This window comes from Cryptosporangium phraense (genome assembly GCF_006912135.1).
Classification (GTDB): Bacteria; Actinomycetota; Actinomycetes; order Mycobacteriales; family Cryptosporangiaceae; genus Cryptosporangium; species Cryptosporangium phraense.
The window spans coordinates 40,375-57,670 of record NZ_VIRS01000024.1 but is presented as its reverse complement, the minus strand read 5'-3'; the positions used below and the strand labels follow the sequence as shown (position 1 = coordinate 57,670).

The window sequence follows — 17,296 nt, the reverse complement described above, 5'->3', positions numbered from 1 at the left end:
CAGCACCCGACCGTCCCTCAGCGGACAGGCACGGTCAGCAACTCTACCAACTCGGTGGCAGCCTGGCTGACATTGTCGTTGACGATCGTGACGTCGAATTCCTTCTCGGCCGCGAGCTCGACGACCGCGGCCTCGAGCCGGCGCCGGATCGTCACCTCGTCCTCGGTGCCCCGCCCGACGAGCCGGCGGACCAGCTCGTCCCACGACGGGGGCGCCAAGAAGACGAATTGCGCGGTCGGCATCGCCTCCCGCACCTGCCGGGCACCCTGCAGCTCGATCTCGAGCAGGGCCGGGCGCCCCGAAGCCAGGCGCTCCTCGACCGCACGGCGAGGAGTGCCGTAGCCGTTGCCGGCGAACTCCGCATGTTCCAGGAGATCGCCGGCGGCCACCATCTGGTCGTACTCGTCCCGGCTGACGAAGTAGTACTGCTTGCCGTGCTCTTCGCCGGGCCGGGGCGGGCGGGTCGTCACCGACACCGACAGCCACACCGAGGGGTGGTGACGCCGGATCTCGGCCACGACGCTGCCCTTGCCTACTCCGGAGGGACCGGAGAGCACCGTCAGCCGCGCCGCATCAGCGGCGCGGGACGGGAGGCCGGGAATTTCAGCGTCCACCGGAGGTGGAGCCGAACTCCTGGAGCAGCGCGCGCTTCTGGTTGTCACCCAGGCCACGCACCCGCCGACTCTCGGCGATCTTGAACTTCTCCATGATCTGGACGGCACGGACCTTGCCGATGCCGGGGAGCGCCTCGAGGACGGCCGAGACCTTCATCTTGCCGATGACGTCGTCCTGTTCGGCCGAGTCGAGGACCTCCGACAGGGACAGGCCACCGTGCTTGAGCTTGTCCTTGACCGCGGCACGCTGCTTGCGCGCCTCGGCAGCCTTCTGCAGAGCAGCGGCACGCTGCTCGGGGCTCAACGACGGAAGAGCCACAGGTCACCTCGGGTGTTCGTTGGGGAAGCGGACGATTCCAGCGCGTGAACCTAGCGAGGAAGTGCGACAGGAAGCAATGCGGCCCGGTGTTGGCCCCCGCCCAATCGTGGCATGAAACCGCAGAAAGCTGCGATTTGCAGTCTTATGCCCGAATTTGCCGGACGCCACCGGAACATCACAGTGATCGATGACACACTCCACACTGACAGCAACGAGGGTTCGCCGCGAGGGGTTCATGCAGGTCGGAGAGTACCCATCGTGGCGTAGGCAACACCTACGCCAGTTTCGGCTACCGCAACCGGCCCTTCCTTAGGCAAGCACAGCCGCAAAATCGTCCGCCGCCCGGGCCGCCACTGAGCGCAACGACGCGCGATCCGGACCCGCCCGCAACACCTCCCGGGAGACCGACGGGAGCACCGCCCGGCGGGCGTCCCCGAACACCGCCCGGAGGTCGTCCGCGGTCGCCCCCTGCGCGCCCAGACCCGGCGCGAGGAACGGTCCGTTCACCCGGCTCAGGTCGTGCCCGGTCTCCCCCACGGTCGCCCCGACGACGACACCGACCGGTCCGTAGGGGAGGTAGCCCGCGTCCGCGGACGCGACCGCGTCCAGTACGGTCTGCGCGACGGTCCGTCCGTCGGCGGCGACCGCGTGCTGCACCTGAGGTCCTTCGGGGTTGGACGTCAGGCCGAGCACGAAGACGCCGTTGCCGTGGGCGATCGCGGCGGAGAGCAGCGGCGCCAGCGACCCGAACCCGAGATACGGGCTCGCGGTCATCGCGTCACCGCACAACGGGGACGCCGGGTCCAGGTACGCGGCGGCGTAGGCGTCCATCGTGCTGCCGATGTCGCCCCGCTTGACGTCGTTGAGCACCAGCGCGCCGGCCGCCCGGGCGTCGAGGATCACCCGCTCGAGCACGGCGATCCCGCGCGACCCGTACCGCTCGAAGAACGCCGACTGCGGCTTGAGCACCGCGACCTGCCCGGCCAACGCGTCCACGACCGTGCGCGCGAACCGCTCGACCCCGGCAACGTCCCTGGTCAGCCCCCAGGCGTCGAGCAGTCCGGGGTGCGGATCGATGCCCACGCAGAGTGGTCCCCGCTCGGCGACGGCCTTGGCCAGGCGGGCCCCGAAGTGATCGCGGTCGGCCGCGACCTGCGACGTGTTAACGCTCACTCGGACCCTCCCCTGCTACAGGCCCGCTGAGCGTCGCCGGACCGCCTGTGGTGACTCGACCCTCCAACGCCCCCTGCGGAGCGCTCTGCGGGGCTCTCAGAGGGTCGGAAATGGCCTCGGCGGAGCTGAGGCGCCCGACGCCACGCTGAGTGACGGATTTGTTGATCGCCCGGACCAGCCCGGGCCCGCGGTAGACGAGCCCGGTGTAGAGCTGGATCAGCGCCGCCCCGCGGTCGAACATCGCGGTCGCGTCGGCGGGCGTCAGGATGCCGCCGACGCCGATCACCGGCAGCCGCCCGGCGGTCTCCTGCACCACGAACCGGACCAGGTCCCGGGCCCGCGCGGCCAGCGGAGCGCCGGAGAGCCCGCCCGCCTCCGTCGTGGTGACCCCGGCGCGGCCGAGCGTCGTGTTGGACACGATGACGCCGGCGACGCCGTGCGCCGCACAGACCTCGAGCACCTCGCCGACGGCCGCGTCGGTCAGGTCCGGCGCGATCTTGACGACGAGCGGCACCGCGCGCCCGGCCGGACGACGCGGCCCAGGGGTGTCCCGGAGCGCGGCGGCTTCCGCGGCCAGTGCGCCCACCAGCGAATCGAGCGCCGACCGGTCCTGCAGCGCCCGCAGGCCCGGCGTGTTCGGCGAGCTCACGTTCACCGCCACGTAGTCGGCGTAGCGGTGGACGGCGCGCAGCGACCGCAGGTAGTCCTCGACGGCCGCGTCCAGCGGGGTGACCTTGGACTTGCCCAGGCTCACCCCGACCGGGACCGGCAGCGGCGGGCGGCCACCCACCGACAGGTCGGCCAGCCGGGCGGCCAGCGCGGCCGCGCCCCGGTTGTTGAACCCCATCCGGTTGACGATCGCCTCGCTCTCGGGCAACCGGAACAGCCGGGGCCGCGGGTTGCCCGGCTGCCCGTGCGCGGTCACGGTGCCGACCTCGACGAACCCGAACCCGAGCCCGGCCCAGGCCGGCAGCGCGACCCCGTTCTTGTCCATGCCCGCGGCCAGCCCGACCGGCCCCGGGAACGGCACCCCGAACAGCGTCCGGGCCAGGCCCGGCGCGTCGCCCAGGGCCCAGCGGCGGGAAGCGGCCACGGCCATCGGGAAACGGCCGAACCGCGCCAGCGCGTCCAGTGTCCGCTCGTGCGCCGTCTCGGCGTCGCCACCGCCGAGACGGAAGAGCGCCCGGTCTCGCAGGACCCCGTAGGCGCTCACGGACGCAGCGCCTTGTGCAGCTCCTGCAGCGGGCGGACGAACAGCTCGCCACGCAGCTGCGCCTCGATGCCGAGCACCGCCGCCGCGGCCGCCTGCACGGTCGTGATGCACGGGACGTCGGCGCTCACCGCGGCCGACCGGATCTCGTACCCGTCGACGCGCGGCCCGGAGTTCCCGTACGGCGTGTTGACGACGAGTTGAACCTCGCCGGCCCGAATCAACGTGACCACGTCGTGATCGTCGTCGCCGCCGGCCGGCTCGAAGTGCTTGCGCACCACGCGAGCCGGGATGCCGTGCCGCCACAGCACCTCGGCGGTGCCGTGCGTGGCGATCACCTCGAAGCCCAGGTCGGTCAGGCGCTTGACCGGGAAGACGATCGAGCGCTTGTCCTTGTTCGCGACCGAGACGAACACCCGGCCCTCGGTCGGCAGCGACCCGTAGGCCCCGGCCTGGCTCTTCGCGAACGCGGCGCCGAACGCGGTGTCGATGCCCATGACCTCGCCGGTCGACTTCATCTCCGGGCCGAGCAGGCTGTCGATGCCGGCCCCGGTGGTCGTCCGGAACCGCTTGAACGGCAGCACGGCCTCCTTGACCGCGATCGGCGTCTGCTCCAGGGCCAGCGACCCGCCGTCGCCGGTCGCCGGCAGCAGCCCCTCCTCGCGCAGATCGGCGATCGTCGCGCCGAGCATGATCCGGGCCGCGGCCTTGGCCAGCGGCACCGCCGTCGCCTTGGAGACGAACGGGACCGTCCGCGACGCCCGCGGGTTGGCCTCGAGGACGTAGAGCGTGTCGTCCTTGAGCGCGTACTGCACGTTGAGCAGCCCGCGAACGCCCACCCCGGCGGCGATGGCCGCCGTCGACCGGCGCACGTTCGCGATGTCCGACGACCCGAGCGTGATCGGCGGCAGCGCGCAGGCCGAGTCGCCGGAGTGGATCCCGGCCTCCTCGATGTGCTCCATCACGCCACCGAGGTAGATCTCCCCCGTGCCGTCGGCGAGCGCGTCCACGTCGATCTCGATCGCGTCGTCGAGGAAGCTGTCGACCAGCACCGGATGCTCGGGGCTGACCTCGGTCGCCCGGGCGATGTAGGACTCCAGCGTGGCGTCGTCGTAGACGATCTCCATGCCCCGTCCGCCGAGGACGTAGGACGGCCGGACCAGCACCGGGTAGCCGAGCGTCTCGGCGATCGCGTGCGCCTCGGGGTAGGACGTGGCCAGGCCGTGCTTGGGCGACGGCAGCTTCGCTGCCTCCAGCACCCGGCCGAACGCGCCCCGCTCCTCGGCCAGGTGGATGCTCTCCGGCGGCGTCCCGACGATCGGGACGCCGGCCGCGGCCAGCCGCCGGGCCAGCCCGAGCGGCGTCTGCCCGCCGAGCTGCACGATGACGCCGACGACGCCGGGCCCGCCGGCCGCCTTGCCCGACGAGTCCTCGGCGTGCCAGACCTCGAGCACGTCCTCGAACGTGAGCGGCTCGAAGTAGAGCCGGTCGGACGTGTCGTAGTCGGTGGACACCGTCTCCGGGTTGCAGTTGACCATCACGGTCTCGTAGCCGGCGTCCCGCAGGGACATCGCGGCGTGGACGCAGGAGTAGTCGAACTCGATGCCCTGGCCGATCCGGTTCGGGCCGGAGCCCAGGATCATCACCTTGGCCCCGGTGCTCGGCGCGACCTCGGTCTCGGCCTCCGGGTCGGTCTCGTAGGCGCTGTAGTGGTACGGCGTGCTCGCGGCGAACTCGGCCGCGCAGGTGTCGACGGTCTTGTAGACCGGACGCACCCCCAGCCGCTGCCGCAGGGTCCGGACGCCGTCCTCGCCGGCGAACTCCGGCCGCAGCGACGCGACCTGGCGGTCGGAGAGCCCGGCCCGCTTGGCCCGGCGCAGCAGTTCGACGTCGAGGACCGGCGCGTCGACGAGCTCGGCCCGCAGCTCGACCAGCGACGCGATCTGGTCGACGAACCAGGGGTCGTAGCCGGAGACCGCGGCGACCTCCTCGACGGAGTGCCCGAGCCGGAGTGCCCGCTCGGCGTCGTACAGCCGGCCGTCGTGCGGGATCTTCAGCGCGTCCAGCGGGTCGTTCTCCGGATCCGGCGTCGTCCAGAAGCCGGCCGCGCCGGTCTCGGCCGAGCGCAGCGCCTTGTTCAGCGCCTCCGGGAACGACCGGCCCAGCGCCATCGCCTCGCCGACCGACTTCATCGTCGTGGTCAGCTCCGGGTCGGCGCCGGGGAACTTCTCGAACGCGAACCGCGGCACCTTCACGACGACGTAGTCCAGGCTCGGCTCGAAGCTGGCCGGCGTCTGCTCGGTGATGTCGTTGCGGATCTCGTCGAGCGTGTAGCCGACCGCGAGCTTGGCCGCGATCTTGGCGATCGGGAAGCCGGTCGCCTTGGAGGCCAGCGCCGACGAGCGGGACACCCGCGGGTTCATCTCGATGACGACCAGCCGGCCGGTCTCCGGGTTGATCGCGAACTGGATGTTGCACCCGCCGGTGTCGACGCCGACCGCGCGCAGCACGTCGATGCCGACGTCACGCAGCCGCTGGTACTCGCGGTCGGTGAGCGTCATGGCCGGGGCGACGGTCACCGAGTCGCCGGTGTGCACGCCCATCGCGTCGACGTTCTCGATCGAGCAGACGACCACGACGTTGTCGTTGCGGTCGCGCATGAGCTCGAGCTCGTACTCCTTCCAGCCGAGCACGCTCTCCTCGATCAGCACCTCGTGGACCGGGCTCGCGGCCAGTCCGCCGCCCGCGATGCGCTCCAGGTCGGCGTCCGTATGGGCCATACCGGAGCCCAGGCCGCCCATCGTGAACGACGGACGGATCACCACCGGGAGGCCGAGTTCGGCGACGGTGGACCGGACCTCCTCCATCGAGTGACACACCGCGGAGCGGGGGGTCTCGGCGCCGACCGAGGCGCAGATGTCCTTGAAGCGCTGCCGGTCCTCGCCGCGCTGGATCGCGTCGATGTCGGCGCCGATCAGCTCGACGTTGTACTTCTCCAGGATCCCCTTCTCGTGCAGCGCGACCGCGGTGTTGAGCGCGGTCTGGCCGCCGAGGGTGGCCAGCAGGGCGTCGGGGCGCTCGCGGGCGATGATCTGCTCGACGTACTCCACGGTGATCGGCTCGATGTAGGTCGAGTCGGCGAACTCCGGGTCGGTCATGATCGTCGCCGGGTTGGAGTTGACCAGGCTGACCCGCAGGCCCTCCTCGCGGAGCACGCGGCAGGCCTGGGTGCCGGAGTAGTCGAACTCGGCGGCCTGCCCGATCAGGATCGGCCCGGAGCCGATCACCAGCACGTGCCGGATGTCGTCGCGCTTCGGCATCAGTTCTTGCCCTTCATGAGGTCGACGAAGCGGTCGAACAGGTAGTCCGCGTCGTGCGGGCCGGCCGCGGCTTCCGGGTGGTACTGGACGCTGAACGCCGGGGTGTCGAGGCAGGTCAGGCCCTCCACCACGTCGTCGTTGAGGCAGACGTGGCTGACCTCGGCGCGGCCGAATTCGGTGTCGGCGGCTTTCCCTCGGGGCGCGTCGACCGCGAAGCCGTGGTTGTGGGCGGTGATCTCGACCTTGCCGGTGTTTTTGTCGATGACCGGCTGGTTGATTCCGCGGTGACCGTAGACCAGCTTGTAGGTGCCGAAGCCGAGCGCACGGCCGAGGACCTGGTTGCCGAAGCAGATGCCGAACGTGGGCAGCTGGGCCCCCAGCGCGGCCCGGGCCAGGGCCACCGGGCCGTCGGCGGTGGCCGGGTCGCCCGGGCCGTTGGAGAAGAAGACCCCGTCGAGCTGCCGTTTCAGCAGCTCCTCGGGTGGCGTCGTGGCCGGGAGGACGTGCACCTCGATGCCCCGGGCGGCCATCCGGCGCGGGGTGTTGCGCTTGATGCCGAGGTCGACCGCGGCGATCTTGAACCGGGTCGGGCCCTCGGCGTTCACCACGTACGGCTCGGGGGTGGTGACGTCGCCGACGAGGTCGGCTCCGGTCATGCTCGGGCTGGTTCGTACTTTGGCCAGCACGTCCGCGGCGTCTTCCCCGGTGCTGGAGACCGCGGCGCGCATCGCGCCCCGCTCGCGCAGGTGCCGGGTGAGGGCCCGGGTGTCGACGCCGGCGATCCCGACGACGCCTTCGGCCTTCAGCCGGTCGTCGAGCGAGCCGGTCGCGCGCCAGTTGGACGAGATCCGGGCCGGGTCGCGGACGACGTAGCCGGCGACCCAGATTTTCGCCGACTCGTCGTCCTCGCCGTTCACGCCGGTGTTGCCGATGTGCGGCGCGGTCATCGTGACGATCTGCCGGTGGTACGAGGGGTCGGTGAGAGTCTCCTGGTAGCCGGTCATGCCGGTGGTGAAGACGGCTTCGCCGAACGTCTCGCCGATCGCGCCGAAGGCCTCGCCCCGGAACGTGCGGCCGTCTTCCAGAACCAGTAGGGCAGGGGTCTTCATGAGGCGTTCTCCAGGAGGACTTTCTCGATCTCACGCAGGTGGGTGGCGTTGTCGAGGCGGTGGTCGGCGCGGAAGCCGGTGTCGAGCGCGTAGCCGTTCTGCTCCCAGGTGACGACCAGCAGACCGGCGCCGCCGACGACCTTGTTGGCCAGGCCGGCGTCGAGGCGGGCTCCGGTGATCGATTCGGCCGGGATGAAGATCGGTTCGGCGCCGTCGCGTTCGATCAGCACGCCTTCGGGGCCGGTGTGCAGGGTGGCGGCGGCGCGGTTGGCCAGGTCACCGGCGTAGACGCGGGCCTGCCACTCGCCGGCCTGGGTGGTGCCGACGTAGAGACCGCTGCTTTCTGGGATGCCATCGGTGACCGTGCCGGTCGGGAGCGGCAGCAGGTCGGCGTGGGCCGCGACCCGTCGCTTCCAGGCCCGGCGGGCGGCCAGCACGATCAGGCCGAAGACCACCAGCACGGCCGCGGTGAACAGGATCCGGGCGGTCCAGTGGTCGGGCCCGCGCTCGTAGGCGGCCGCGATCATGCCTGGGCCTTGCCGTCGAGGACCGTCGGACGCCCGCGCAGGAACGTGGCCACGATCGTGCCCGGCAGTTCGAGCCCGGCGTACGGGGTGTTGCGGCTGATGCTGGCCAGGCCGTCCGGGGTGACCGTCCAGCGCGCGGACGGGTCGACGAGCGTCAGGTTGGCCGGCTCGCCGACGGCGAGCGGGCGGCCGTGGGCGCCGGCCCCGCTCGTTGCCCGGCCGTTGCCGGTGAGGCCGGTGAGGCCGGCGATGCGGGCCGGGGCGTGGCTCATCCGGTCGGCGACGCCCTGCCAATCGAGCAGCCCGGTCTCGACCATCGTCCGGATCACGATCGGGAGCGCGGTCTCCAGCCCGAGCATGCCGGGCCGGGCCGCCGCCCACTCGCATTCCTTGTCTTCGCGGGCGTGCGGGGCGTGGTCGGTGGCGACCGCGTCGATCGTGCCGTCGGCCAGGGCCTCGCGCAGCGCGGTGACGTCCTCGGCCGTGCGCAGCGGCGGGTTGACCTTGTAGACCGGGTCGTAGGTCGCGGCCAGCTCGTCGGTGAGCAGCAGGTGGTGCGGGGTGACCTCGGCGGTCACCCGGATCCCGCGGCCCTTGGCCCAGCGCAGCACCTCGACCGAGCCCGCGGTCGAGACGTGGCAGACGTGCAGCCGCGACCCGACGTGGGCGGCGAGCAGCGCGTCCCGGGCGATGATCGCCTCCTCGGCGACCGCGGGCCAACCGGCCAGCCCGAGCTGGGCGGACTGCTCGCCCTCGTTCATCTGCGCGCCGACCGTGAGCTTGGGATCCTCGGCGTGCTGGGCGATGACCCCGTCGAACGCCTTGACGTACTCCAGCGCCCGGCGCATCACCGCGGCGTCGTGCACGCAGTGGCCGTCGTCGGAGAACACCCGGACCCGGGCGGCCGACTCGGCCATCGCGCCCAGCTCGGCCAGCCGCTCGCCGTTCAGGCCCAGGGTGACGGCGCCGATCGGCTGGACGTCGACCAGGCCGACCTCGCGGCCCAGCCGCCAGACCTGCTCGACGATCCCGGCCGCGTCGGCGACCGGGTCGGTGTTGGCCATCGCGCAGACCGCGGTGTAGCCGCCGAGCGCGGCCGCGCGGCTGCCGGTCTCGATCGTCTCGGCGTCCTCCCGGCCGGGCTGACGCAGGTGGGTGTGCAGGTCGACGAGGCCGGGGAGGAGTCGCAGGCCTTCAGCGTCGATGACCTCTGCGTTTTCGGTTTTCTCGACGATCAGGCCGTTCTCGACCGCCAGGTCCTTTGCGGTGCCGTCGGGGAACGTCGCGCCGCGGATCAGGTAATTGCTCATGAGGCCCCTCCGAGGAGCAGGTAGAGGACGGCCATCCGGACGTGCACGCCGTTGGTGACCTGTTCGACGATCGTGGAGCGGCTGCTGTCGGCCACTTCGGGCGTGATCTCCATGCCTCGGTTCATCGGGCCCGGGTGCATCACGATCGCCTGCTCGGGCAGCGCGGCCAGGCGTTTCAGGTCGAGCCCGTAGCGGCGGGCGTACTCGCGCTCGGTCGGGAAGTAGGACGTGTTCATGCGCTCCCGCTGCACGCGGAGCGCCATCACGACGTCGAGCTTCGGCAGGACGGCGTCCAGGTCGTAGGAGACGTCGGCCGGCCAGGACCCGACGCCGACCGGCACCAGCGTCGGCGGGGCGACCAGCGTGACCTCGGCGCCGAGCGTCGCCAGCAGCAGCACGTTCGACCGGGCGACCCGGCTGTGCAGCACGTCGCCGACGATCCCGACCCGCAGCCCTTCGAGCCGGCCGAGCCGGCTGCGCATCGTGTACGCGTCGAGCAGCGCCTGGGTGGGGTGCTCGTGGGTGCCGTCGCCCGCGTTGACCACGGCCCCGTCGACCCACTTGGCCAGCGTGTTCGGGGCGCCGCTGGCCGGGTGGCGGATCACGACGGCGTCCGCGCCCATGGCCTGCAGCGTCAGCGCGGTGTCCTTGAGCGATTCGCCCTTGCTGACGCTGGAGCCCTTGGCCGAGAAGTTGATGACGTCGGCCGAGAGGCGCTTGGCCGCGGCCTCGAACGAGATCCGGGTGCGGGTCGAGTCCTCGTAGAAGAGGTTCACGACCGTGCGGCCGCGCAGCGTCGGGAACTTCTTGACGCTCCGGCCCGAGGCGGCCGCGAGCTCCTGCGCCGTATCGAGGATGAGGGTGGCGGTCTCGGCGTCCAGATCACCGGCGGAGAGGAGGTGCGTGATCATCCGGCGATCACCACCGCGTCCCGACCGTCGGTCTCCTGCAGGTGGACCCGCACGTTCTCGCTGCGCGAGGTAGGCAGGTTCTTGCCGACGTAGTCGGCCCGGATCGGTAGTTCCCGGTGCCCCCGGTCGACGAGAACGGCCAGTTGGACGCTTCGCGGGCGGCCGAGGTCGGACAGGGCGTCGAGCGCGGCGCGGATCGTGCGGCCGCTGAACAGGACGTCGTCGACCAGGATCACCCGGCGGCCGTCGATGCCCTCGCTGGGGAGGTCGGTGCGTTCGAGGGCCCGCGGGCCGCGGAGTTTCAGGTCGTCGCGGTAGAGGGTGACGTCGAGGGCGCCGACCGGGAGGGTCACGCCGGTGAACGTCTCGATGCGGCCGGCCAGCCGCCGGGCGAGCGGGGCGCCGCGGGTCGGGATCCCCATCAATACCGTGTCGGCTCCGCCGTCGGTCTTCTCGAGGATCTGGTGGGCGATCCGGTCGATCGTGCGGCCCACCGCGGTTTCGTCGAGGATCTCGCGGTCTTGCTGGTCGGGCAGTCTCTCCATGGCAGGCGTCACCGCCGGCCACCTCCTTCCCCGCCTCACCGGACGGGTCGTTAAAGGATTGGCACTGTCGTGGTAACGCTATCAGCGCTCTGACGGTCTGCGACGGCTCACCGTTCTCGTCTCGTGAATCACAGGCGACGCAGGTCACAACAGCTGTTACGAGACTGAGCGGGTTGTGCGGGAGCGAGAATCTGTGCCGTTTCGTACCGACCAGGGCCCGACTTCCGGTACCGATGTGAACCGTGTGACGACAGGATGATGAACTGTGACGGTCACACCCTGCAGCGACATCGGGCAAAGGTGCTTACCGCGTGGAATCGACCGAGGCGTTCAACGTCACAACGCCGGGCGGCTACGGTTTCGTCATTCCTCTTGACCGGATTGCCCTTTCGGCTCTACGGTCACTCTCCGTAGCGACCGGGCGCGGAGACGTGGCTCGGCTGTCGCTGCCCGTCCGCCCGCATGCTTTCCCCGGGCATGCGCAATACCCCTCGGAGAACGAATGTCCGATTACGCCAAGGCCCTCGGTGCCCGGCTGCGAGCCATCCGGCAGCAGCAGGGTCTCTCGCTACAGGGGGTGGAGGAGAAGTCCGGTGGCCGCTGGAAGGCGGTCGTGGTCGGTTCGTACGAGCGCGGCGACCGGGCCGTCACCGTCGCCCGCCTGAACGAGCTCGCCGAGTTCTACCGGGTCCCGATCGCGGAGCTCCTCCCCGGCGACGGCCCCGGCCGTCACGAGGGCGCGAGCAAGGTCGTCATCGACCTCGAGCGTCTCGAGCAGCTGCCCGGTGACGAGCTCGGTGCCGTGCAGCGGTTCGCCCGGAGCATCCAGCAGCAGCGCGGCGACTACAACGGCCGGGTGCTCTCGATCCGCGCCGACGACCTGCGCACGCTCGCGATCGTGTTCGACCTGTCCCCGGCCGGCCTGATCGAGAAGCTCACCGAGTGGAACGTGCTGGTCGCGACGCCGATTCGCCCGTAGTGCCCCGGGTTCCAGCCGGGGGTGTCGGCTGGAACGTGATGAAGCCCCTCGCGCACGTCACGCGGGGGGCTTCGTCGTTTCCCGGGCCGCGGGGGATGTCTGTCCGCGCGGGCGCGCGGGAGCGCGGGCACGCGGGCACGCGGGCACGCGGGCACGCGGGCACGCGGGCACGCGGGCACGCGGGCACGCGGACGCGCAGGCACGCGGGCACGCGGGCTCGCAGGCACGCAGGCTCGCAGGCACGCGGGCACGCGGGCGCGCAGATTGACGAGTTTCCGGGCCTTCCGGAGGCCGGAGAACCCCGATACGTCGTGAATCTGCGTGTGTGAGCAGAGGGGGGCGCGCCGGTGCCGGCCGGAGTGGCGGGAATGAGCCGGGCTGAGTGCGTGATGCGTGAGCCCTCGCTGGGCAGGGCCGAACCGCTGACGACGCACATAGATCGCCGAGACCACTCGCATCGATGGTCACTACGGCCATGGACCACCACATCGCGAGCCGCCACCACGCGTACCGCTCGCCGTTCGCCGCACCGCAGGCCGCCGCACCGCAGGCCGCCGCACCGCCGCACCGCGGGCCGCCGAACCGCCGCACCGCGGGCCGCTGCACCTCTGATCGCCGCACCGCCGCACCGCGGGCCGCCGCACCTCTGATCGCCACCTCTGATCGCCGCACCGCCGCACCGCGGGCCGCCGTATCGCCGGCCGCCGTATCGTGGGTGACCTGCCGCTAAGCGCCTCGCGGTTGGTCAGTGGCCGCCGACCGTTGACCCCTCGGTCTCCACTCTCTGGGCTTGTTATTGCAGTTGGCGGGCGCCGTGAGACTTCGGATCAGTGGCTCCGCCCTGAGCCGGCGCGCACTCTCCAGGTCGACCGGAGCGCGCTGCGGCGCGGACGGCAGCGCTCGTCATCGCGACCGATGTCGGTGGCCTGTACCGGCAGCAGGTCGGACTCCTCACCCGCGCTGGGCGCTTCGGCGTGGGCGACGTACTCGTGACGACGCCCGACTCGAGCGGCAGACGCCCGCGGAACTGGCTGCGGGTTCGTTGTTCCGGGCGGACCGCGGTACGGCCCTGGCTGCACGATCTGCCGGGCGGGCGGGCGAGCCGACGTGATCCGGAGCGGGCCTGCGGAGGTGCGTCGGTCAACGCATGGCTGGTCCGCGCGGGGGCCTCTCGTTCGTTCCTGGTTGCTGCCGCATGAGGGCAGGAGGTGGGTGGGTGACCGCGCGCAGCGAGGCGGAGGACCTATCGCGGCAGCGCACTCGACCCCAGCGCGACCCGACCCGACCCGACCCGGCGCGGCCCGGCGCGAAGCGGCCCGGCGCGAAGCGGCCCGGCGCGAAGCGGCCCGGCGCGAAGCGGCCCGACCCGGCGCGGAGCGACCCGACCCGACCCGACCCGGCGCGACCCGGCGCGAAGCGGCCCGACCCGGCGCGGAGCGACCCGACCCGACCCGGCCCGGCCCGGCGCGGAGCGGCGCTACGCGACCCGGCGCGACGCGACCCAGCGCGGAGCGGCGATACGCGACCCGGCGCGAAGCGACGCGACCCGACGCGACCCGACGCGGCGCGGCGCGGCGCGGCGCGACCGACGCGACTCGACCCGACACGGCCCGACCCGGCCCGATCCGGCGCGGCGCTGCGCGGCGACCCGGCGCGGAGAGGCGCGACCCTGCGCGCGAAACGACCCGATCCGACGCGCGAAACGACCTGGCCCGATGCGCGAAACGACCCCGGCCCGACGCGACCCGGCCCGACACGGCGCGACGCGATCCGACGCGGCGCGGCGCGATCCGACGCGGCGCGGCGCGATCCGACCCAGCGTGGCGCTACCCGACCCGACCCGACCCAGCGCGACCCGGCTCGACGCGGTGCGTATCGGCGCGATCGGGCGCGTGAACCCCTGAGCCATGCACACCCCCAGCAACCGGAGGGTGGGTCAGCGACCACGCACGAACCGGCGGGACGTCACCCCCGCAACAGCAACGCGCGCCAGTCGCGGAAGCGACCGGCGCGCGCCCGGCAGGCGTAAACCACAAACCCCTAGAGCTCAGCCTTCACCAACTGCAGACGCCCCAGCAGACCGTTCACGAACCGCGGCGACTCATCCGTAGAGAGCTCCCGAGCCAGATCCACCGCCTCGTCGATCGCGACCGCATCCGGAATGTCATCCCGGAACAGCAGCTCGTACACCCCCAACCGGAGCAGGTTCCGGTCGACCGCGGGCATGCGGTCCAGGGTCCAACCCTCGGCATACGTCGAGATCAGCTCGTCCAGGCGCGGACGCTTCTCGGTGACGCCCTCGACCAGCGTGATCGCGTAGTCGGGCACCGGGGGGTCGGACTGCGCGAGGCGGTCGCGGGCGGTCGCCAGCGGCTCGGTGCCGCGGACGTCGGCCTCGAACAGGATGTCGAGGGCGCGTTTCCGCGCCTTGCGGCGCGCCGAACGGCGATCGGGATCGTTGGGACGGGGACTGCTCACCCCGTGACCCGGCCGATGTACCGCCCGTCGCGGGTGTCGACCTTCAGCTTGTCGCCGGTGTTGACGAACAGCGGGACCTGGATCGTCGCGCCGGTCTCGAGCTCGGCCGGCTTGGTGCCGCCGGTGGAGCGGTCGCCCTGGAGGCCCGGGTCGGTGTGCTGGACGACGAGCTCGACCGAGGCGGGCAGCTCGACGTAGAGCGGCGTGCCGTCGTGGAGCGCGATCGTGACCTCGGCGTTCTCGAGCAGGTAGTCGGCGTTGCCGGCCACCGTCGCGGCCGGGACCGTGATCTGGTCGTAGGTCTCCGAGTCCATGAACACGAAGTCGCCCGCGTCCTTGTACAGGTACGACATCGCCCGCTTGTCGACGTTGGCGGTCTCGACCTTCACGCCGGCGTTGAACGTCTTGTCGACGACCTTGCCGGTCAGGACGTTCTTCAGCGTCGTCCGCACGAACGCGCCGCCCTTGCCGGGCTTGACGTGCTGGAACTCGACGACGTTCCAGAGCTGACCGTCCAGGTTCAGCGTGATGCCGTTCTTCAGGTCGTTCGTGGTGGCCATGCGGAAGCTCTTCGTCTCCTGGTCGGCCGGCCCGGTGCGCGTGGTGCACGTGAGGCCGGTGCGCAAGTCGTAGGGATCTCCTGAGAGGCTGGGCGGCGGGATACCACCCGCTTGGCAGGTCCCCCGATACTACCCGTAGGGCTAGCCGGCCCACTCGTCCACATGTCCGTCGCACCGTGGTCGGCGGAAACAACAGGAAGGGATCTCGTGCGCTACCGCCGCCCCGCGGCCCTCCCCCGGCTCCTGACCACGGTCATCGCAACGATCACCGCGCTGGCACTCCTCGCGGGCTGTACCGGTGACAAGGGCGACGACAAGTCCGAGCGGAACGCCCCCTCGGGAACCTGGACGCCCGTCGGGCCGACCGACGCGGTCGTCCGCGTCGACCAGGTCGGCTACGGCACCGGCGAGACGAAGGTCGCGGTCCTGCTCTCTCCGCGCAAGGCCGACCGGGCCGCGTTCACGGTCGAGCGGCAGGACGGCTCGATCGCGCTGAAGGGCTCCGTCGGGGCCGACCGCGGAAGTTGGAGCGACCGCTACCCGGCCAGCTACCCGATCGACATCTCGGGATTACGGACCGCGGGGGCCTACCGGATCCGGGTGACCGGCGGCGCGACCGCCGTCTCGCCGGTGTTCCTGGTGGGCGCGAGCAAGGAGCTGTTCGGCGAGGTCGCGGCCGACACGGTCAAGTTCTTCGGGCTCCAGCGCGACGGGTCCGACGTGATCTCCGAACCGATCCCGCGGGAGCCGTCGCACCTCAACGACGCGCACGCGACCGTCTACGCCGCTCCCGACTTCTCCGACGGCGACGACCTCGCGTCCGGATTGACCGAATCCTCCGACGGTCCGTCGGACCTCGACGTCTCCGGTGGGTGGTTCGACGCCGGGGACTACCTCAAGTTCACCCACACGACCGCGTACGCGGTCAGCCTGATGCTGCTCGCGCAGCGCGGTGGTGACGCGAGCATCGGCAACGGAAAGGCCATCGAGGGCCTGTCCGACGAGGCCGAGCACGGCGTCGCCTGGCTCGACAAGATGTGGGACGAGACCACACAGTCGCTGTACCTGCAGGTCGGGCTGGGGAGCGGGGGCGTCGACAACATCGTCGGCGACCACGACACCTGGCGCCTGCCGCAGGAGGACGACACCGCGACCGGCGACTCCAAGCGCTACCTGCGCGACCGGCCGGTGTTCCGGGCCAACTCGCCGGGCGGCGAGCTCAGCCCGAACCTGGCCGGTCGGGTGGCGGCCGCGTTCGCGCTGGCCGCGCAGGTCGAGGCGGGCGACCAGCCGACCAAGGCCCGCGCGCACCTGGACGCCGCCGCGACGATCCTCGACCTCGCGAACACCGACGACTACGGCACGCTGATGACGACCTATCCGCGCGGCTACTACGCGGAGAGCTCGTGGAGCGACGACATGGCGCTCGGCGCGACCGAGCTGGCCCGGGCAGGGTGGGTCCTCGGCGACACCCGCTCGACCGCGTGGCTGAGCCAAGCGGCGCACTGGGCGTCGCTGTCGGTCGCCACCGGCAACCGCCAGCCGCTCAACCTCTACGACGTCGGGCCGCTGGCCGACGGCGAGCTGTGGGGCCTGCTGGACGAGACCGGGAAGACCGGGCTCGAGGTCGAGAAGGCCGCGCTGGTCGCCGACCTGAAGGCCCGGCTCGACGCCGGGGTCTCGGCCGCGTCGCAGAGCCCGATCGGCGCGGCGGTGCCGCTCACCCAGGCCGACTTCACGTCGAAGACGTTCGGCTGGAGCGCGGTCGCGGCGCTGTACCACCGGGCGGCCGGCGACGACACCTACGACGCGTTCGGCACCGCCCAGCGGAACGTCGCTCTGGGCACCAACGGGTGGGGGTTGTCGCTGGTCGTGGGCGTCGGGAGCACCTACCCGAAGTGCATCCACCACCAGATCGCCAACCTGGCCGGATCGCTGGACGGGAAGGGCAGGATCGCGCTCGGGGCGGTCGTCAACGGGCCGAACGCCAGGCAGGCGTTCACGTCGCTGACCCCGTCGACGAGCGCCGTGCAGTGCTCCGGCGTCGACGTCAGCCGGTTCGACCGGACCGACGCCCGGTTCGTCGATCAGCCCCAGGCCTACTCGAGCGTGGAGCCCGCGATCGACTTCACCGCGACCGCGCTTCTCGCCGTTACCCTGCAGGCCCGTCTTTAGATCTACGCCTGCCTGGCGAGGGCCGGTCGCTTCCGCGACCGGCCTTCGTGGTTGCGGCCGTGACGT

Annotated in this window: 14 protein-coding genes; 2 read left to right on the top strand and 12 right to left on the bottom strand. The window is 71.7% G+C overall.

Annotated elements, in window-relative coordinates; all coding sequences use genetic code 11:
* Nucleotides 1–17 precede the first annotated feature (17 nt).
* The 10 genes from gmk to pyrR all read right to left on the bottom strand — a co-directional run bounded on the left by gmk (nucleotide 18) and on the right by pyrR (nucleotide 11,038).
* Nucleotides 18–614: a guanylate kinase gene (gmk, locus tag FL583_RS28650; RefSeq protein ID WP_142707958.1), complete on the bottom strand. Its 597-nt coding sequence runs from the start codon at nucleotides 612–614 to the stop codon at nucleotides 18–20.
* A complete protein-coding gene (mihF, locus tag FL583_RS28645) occupies nucleotides 604–933 on the bottom strand; it encodes an integration host factor, actinobacterial type (protein WP_073261690.1) in 330 nt (109 codons plus the stop codon). Before mihF ends, gmk begins: the two co-directional genes overlap by 11 nt.
* Nucleotides 934–1,242: 309 nt before the next feature.
* Complete coding sequence (pyrF, locus tag FL583_RS28640; protein ID WP_142707957.1) at nucleotides 1,243–2,106, bottom strand: orotidine-5'-phosphate decarboxylase; 864 nt, start codon at nucleotides 2,104–2,106, stop codon at nucleotides 1,243–1,245.
* The gene (locus tag FL583_RS28635; protein WP_142707956.1) at nucleotides 2,096–3,319 is read right to left on the bottom strand and encodes a quinone-dependent dihydroorotate dehydrogenase; all 1,224 of its coding nucleotides are present in this window, start codon (nucleotides 3,317–3,319) and stop codon (nucleotides 2,096–2,098) included. The genes pyrF and FL583_RS28635 overlap by 11 nt, the downstream gene beginning before the upstream one ends.
* Nucleotides 3,316–6,636: a carbamoyl-phosphate synthase large subunit gene (carB, locus tag FL583_RS28630; RefSeq protein WP_142707955.1), complete on the bottom strand. Its 3,321-nt coding sequence runs from the start codon at nucleotides 6,634–6,636 to the stop codon at nucleotides 3,316–3,318. The genes FL583_RS28635 and carB overlap by 4 nt, the downstream gene beginning before the upstream one ends.
* Nucleotides 6,636–7,745 carry a glutamine-hydrolyzing carbamoyl-phosphate synthase small subunit gene (gene carA / locus FL583_RS28625; RefSeq protein ID WP_142707954.1) on the bottom strand — a complete coding sequence of 370 codons (1,110 nt, stop codon included), beginning with the start codon at nucleotides 7,743–7,745 and terminating at the stop codon, nucleotides 6,636–6,638. Before carA ends, carB begins: the two co-directional genes overlap by 1 nt.
* Complete coding sequence (locus FL583_RS28620; RefSeq protein WP_142707953.1) at nucleotides 7,742–8,272, bottom strand: PH-like domain-containing protein; 531 nt, start codon at nucleotides 8,270–8,272, stop codon at nucleotides 7,742–7,744. Before FL583_RS28620 ends, carA begins: the two co-directional genes overlap by 4 nt.
* A complete protein-coding gene (locus tag FL583_RS28615; protein WP_142707952.1) occupies nucleotides 8,269–9,582 on the bottom strand; it encodes a dihydroorotase in 1,314 nt (437 codons plus the stop codon). The genes FL583_RS28620 and FL583_RS28615 overlap by 4 nt, the downstream gene beginning before the upstream one ends.
* Nucleotides 9,579–10,493, bottom strand: a complete 915-nt coding sequence (locus FL583_RS28610) for an aspartate carbamoyltransferase catalytic subunit (RefSeq protein WP_142707951.1) — start codon at nucleotides 10,491–10,493, stop codon at nucleotides 9,579–9,581. Before FL583_RS28610 ends, FL583_RS28615 begins: the two co-directional genes overlap by 4 nt.
* Nucleotides 10,490–11,038, bottom strand: a complete 549-nt coding sequence (gene pyrR, locus FL583_RS28605) for a bifunctional pyr operon transcriptional regulator/uracil phosphoribosyltransferase PyrR (protein ID WP_142707950.1) — start codon at nucleotides 11,036–11,038, stop codon at nucleotides 10,490–10,492. Before pyrR ends, FL583_RS28610 begins: the two co-directional genes overlap by 4 nt.
* Before the next feature lie 502 nt (nucleotides 11,039–11,540).
* On the opposite strand from pyrR, the gene bldD reads away from it, so the two are divergent.
* Nucleotides 11,541–12,017 (top strand): transcriptional regulator BldD, encoded by a 477-nt coding sequence (gene bldD / locus FL583_RS28600; protein WP_035850614.1) that lies wholly within the window; start codon nucleotides 11,541–11,543, stop codon nucleotides 12,015–12,017.
* 2,040 nt (nucleotides 12,018–14,057) lie between these two features.
* Here bldD and nusB read toward each other — a convergent pair.
* Entirely contained in the window at nucleotides 14,058–14,495 is a 438-nt protein-coding gene (gene nusB / locus FL583_RS28590; RefSeq protein WP_142707948.1) for a transcription antitermination factor NusB, read from the bottom strand.
* Nucleotides 14,492–15,055 carry an elongation factor P gene (gene efp, locus FL583_RS28585; RefSeq protein WP_142707997.1) on the bottom strand — a complete coding sequence of 188 codons (564 nt, stop codon included), beginning with the start codon at nucleotides 15,053–15,055 and terminating at the stop codon, nucleotides 14,492–14,494. Before efp ends, nusB begins: the two co-directional genes overlap by 4 nt.
* A gap of 207 nt (nucleotides 15,056–15,262) precedes the next feature.
* Between efp and FL583_RS28580 the strand changes: the two genes are divergently transcribed.
* Entirely contained in the window at nucleotides 15,263–17,230 is a 1,968-nt protein-coding gene (locus tag FL583_RS28580) for a glycoside hydrolase family 9 protein (RefSeq protein ID WP_170323913.1), read from the top strand.
* Nucleotides 17,231–17,296: the final 66 nt, after the last annotated feature.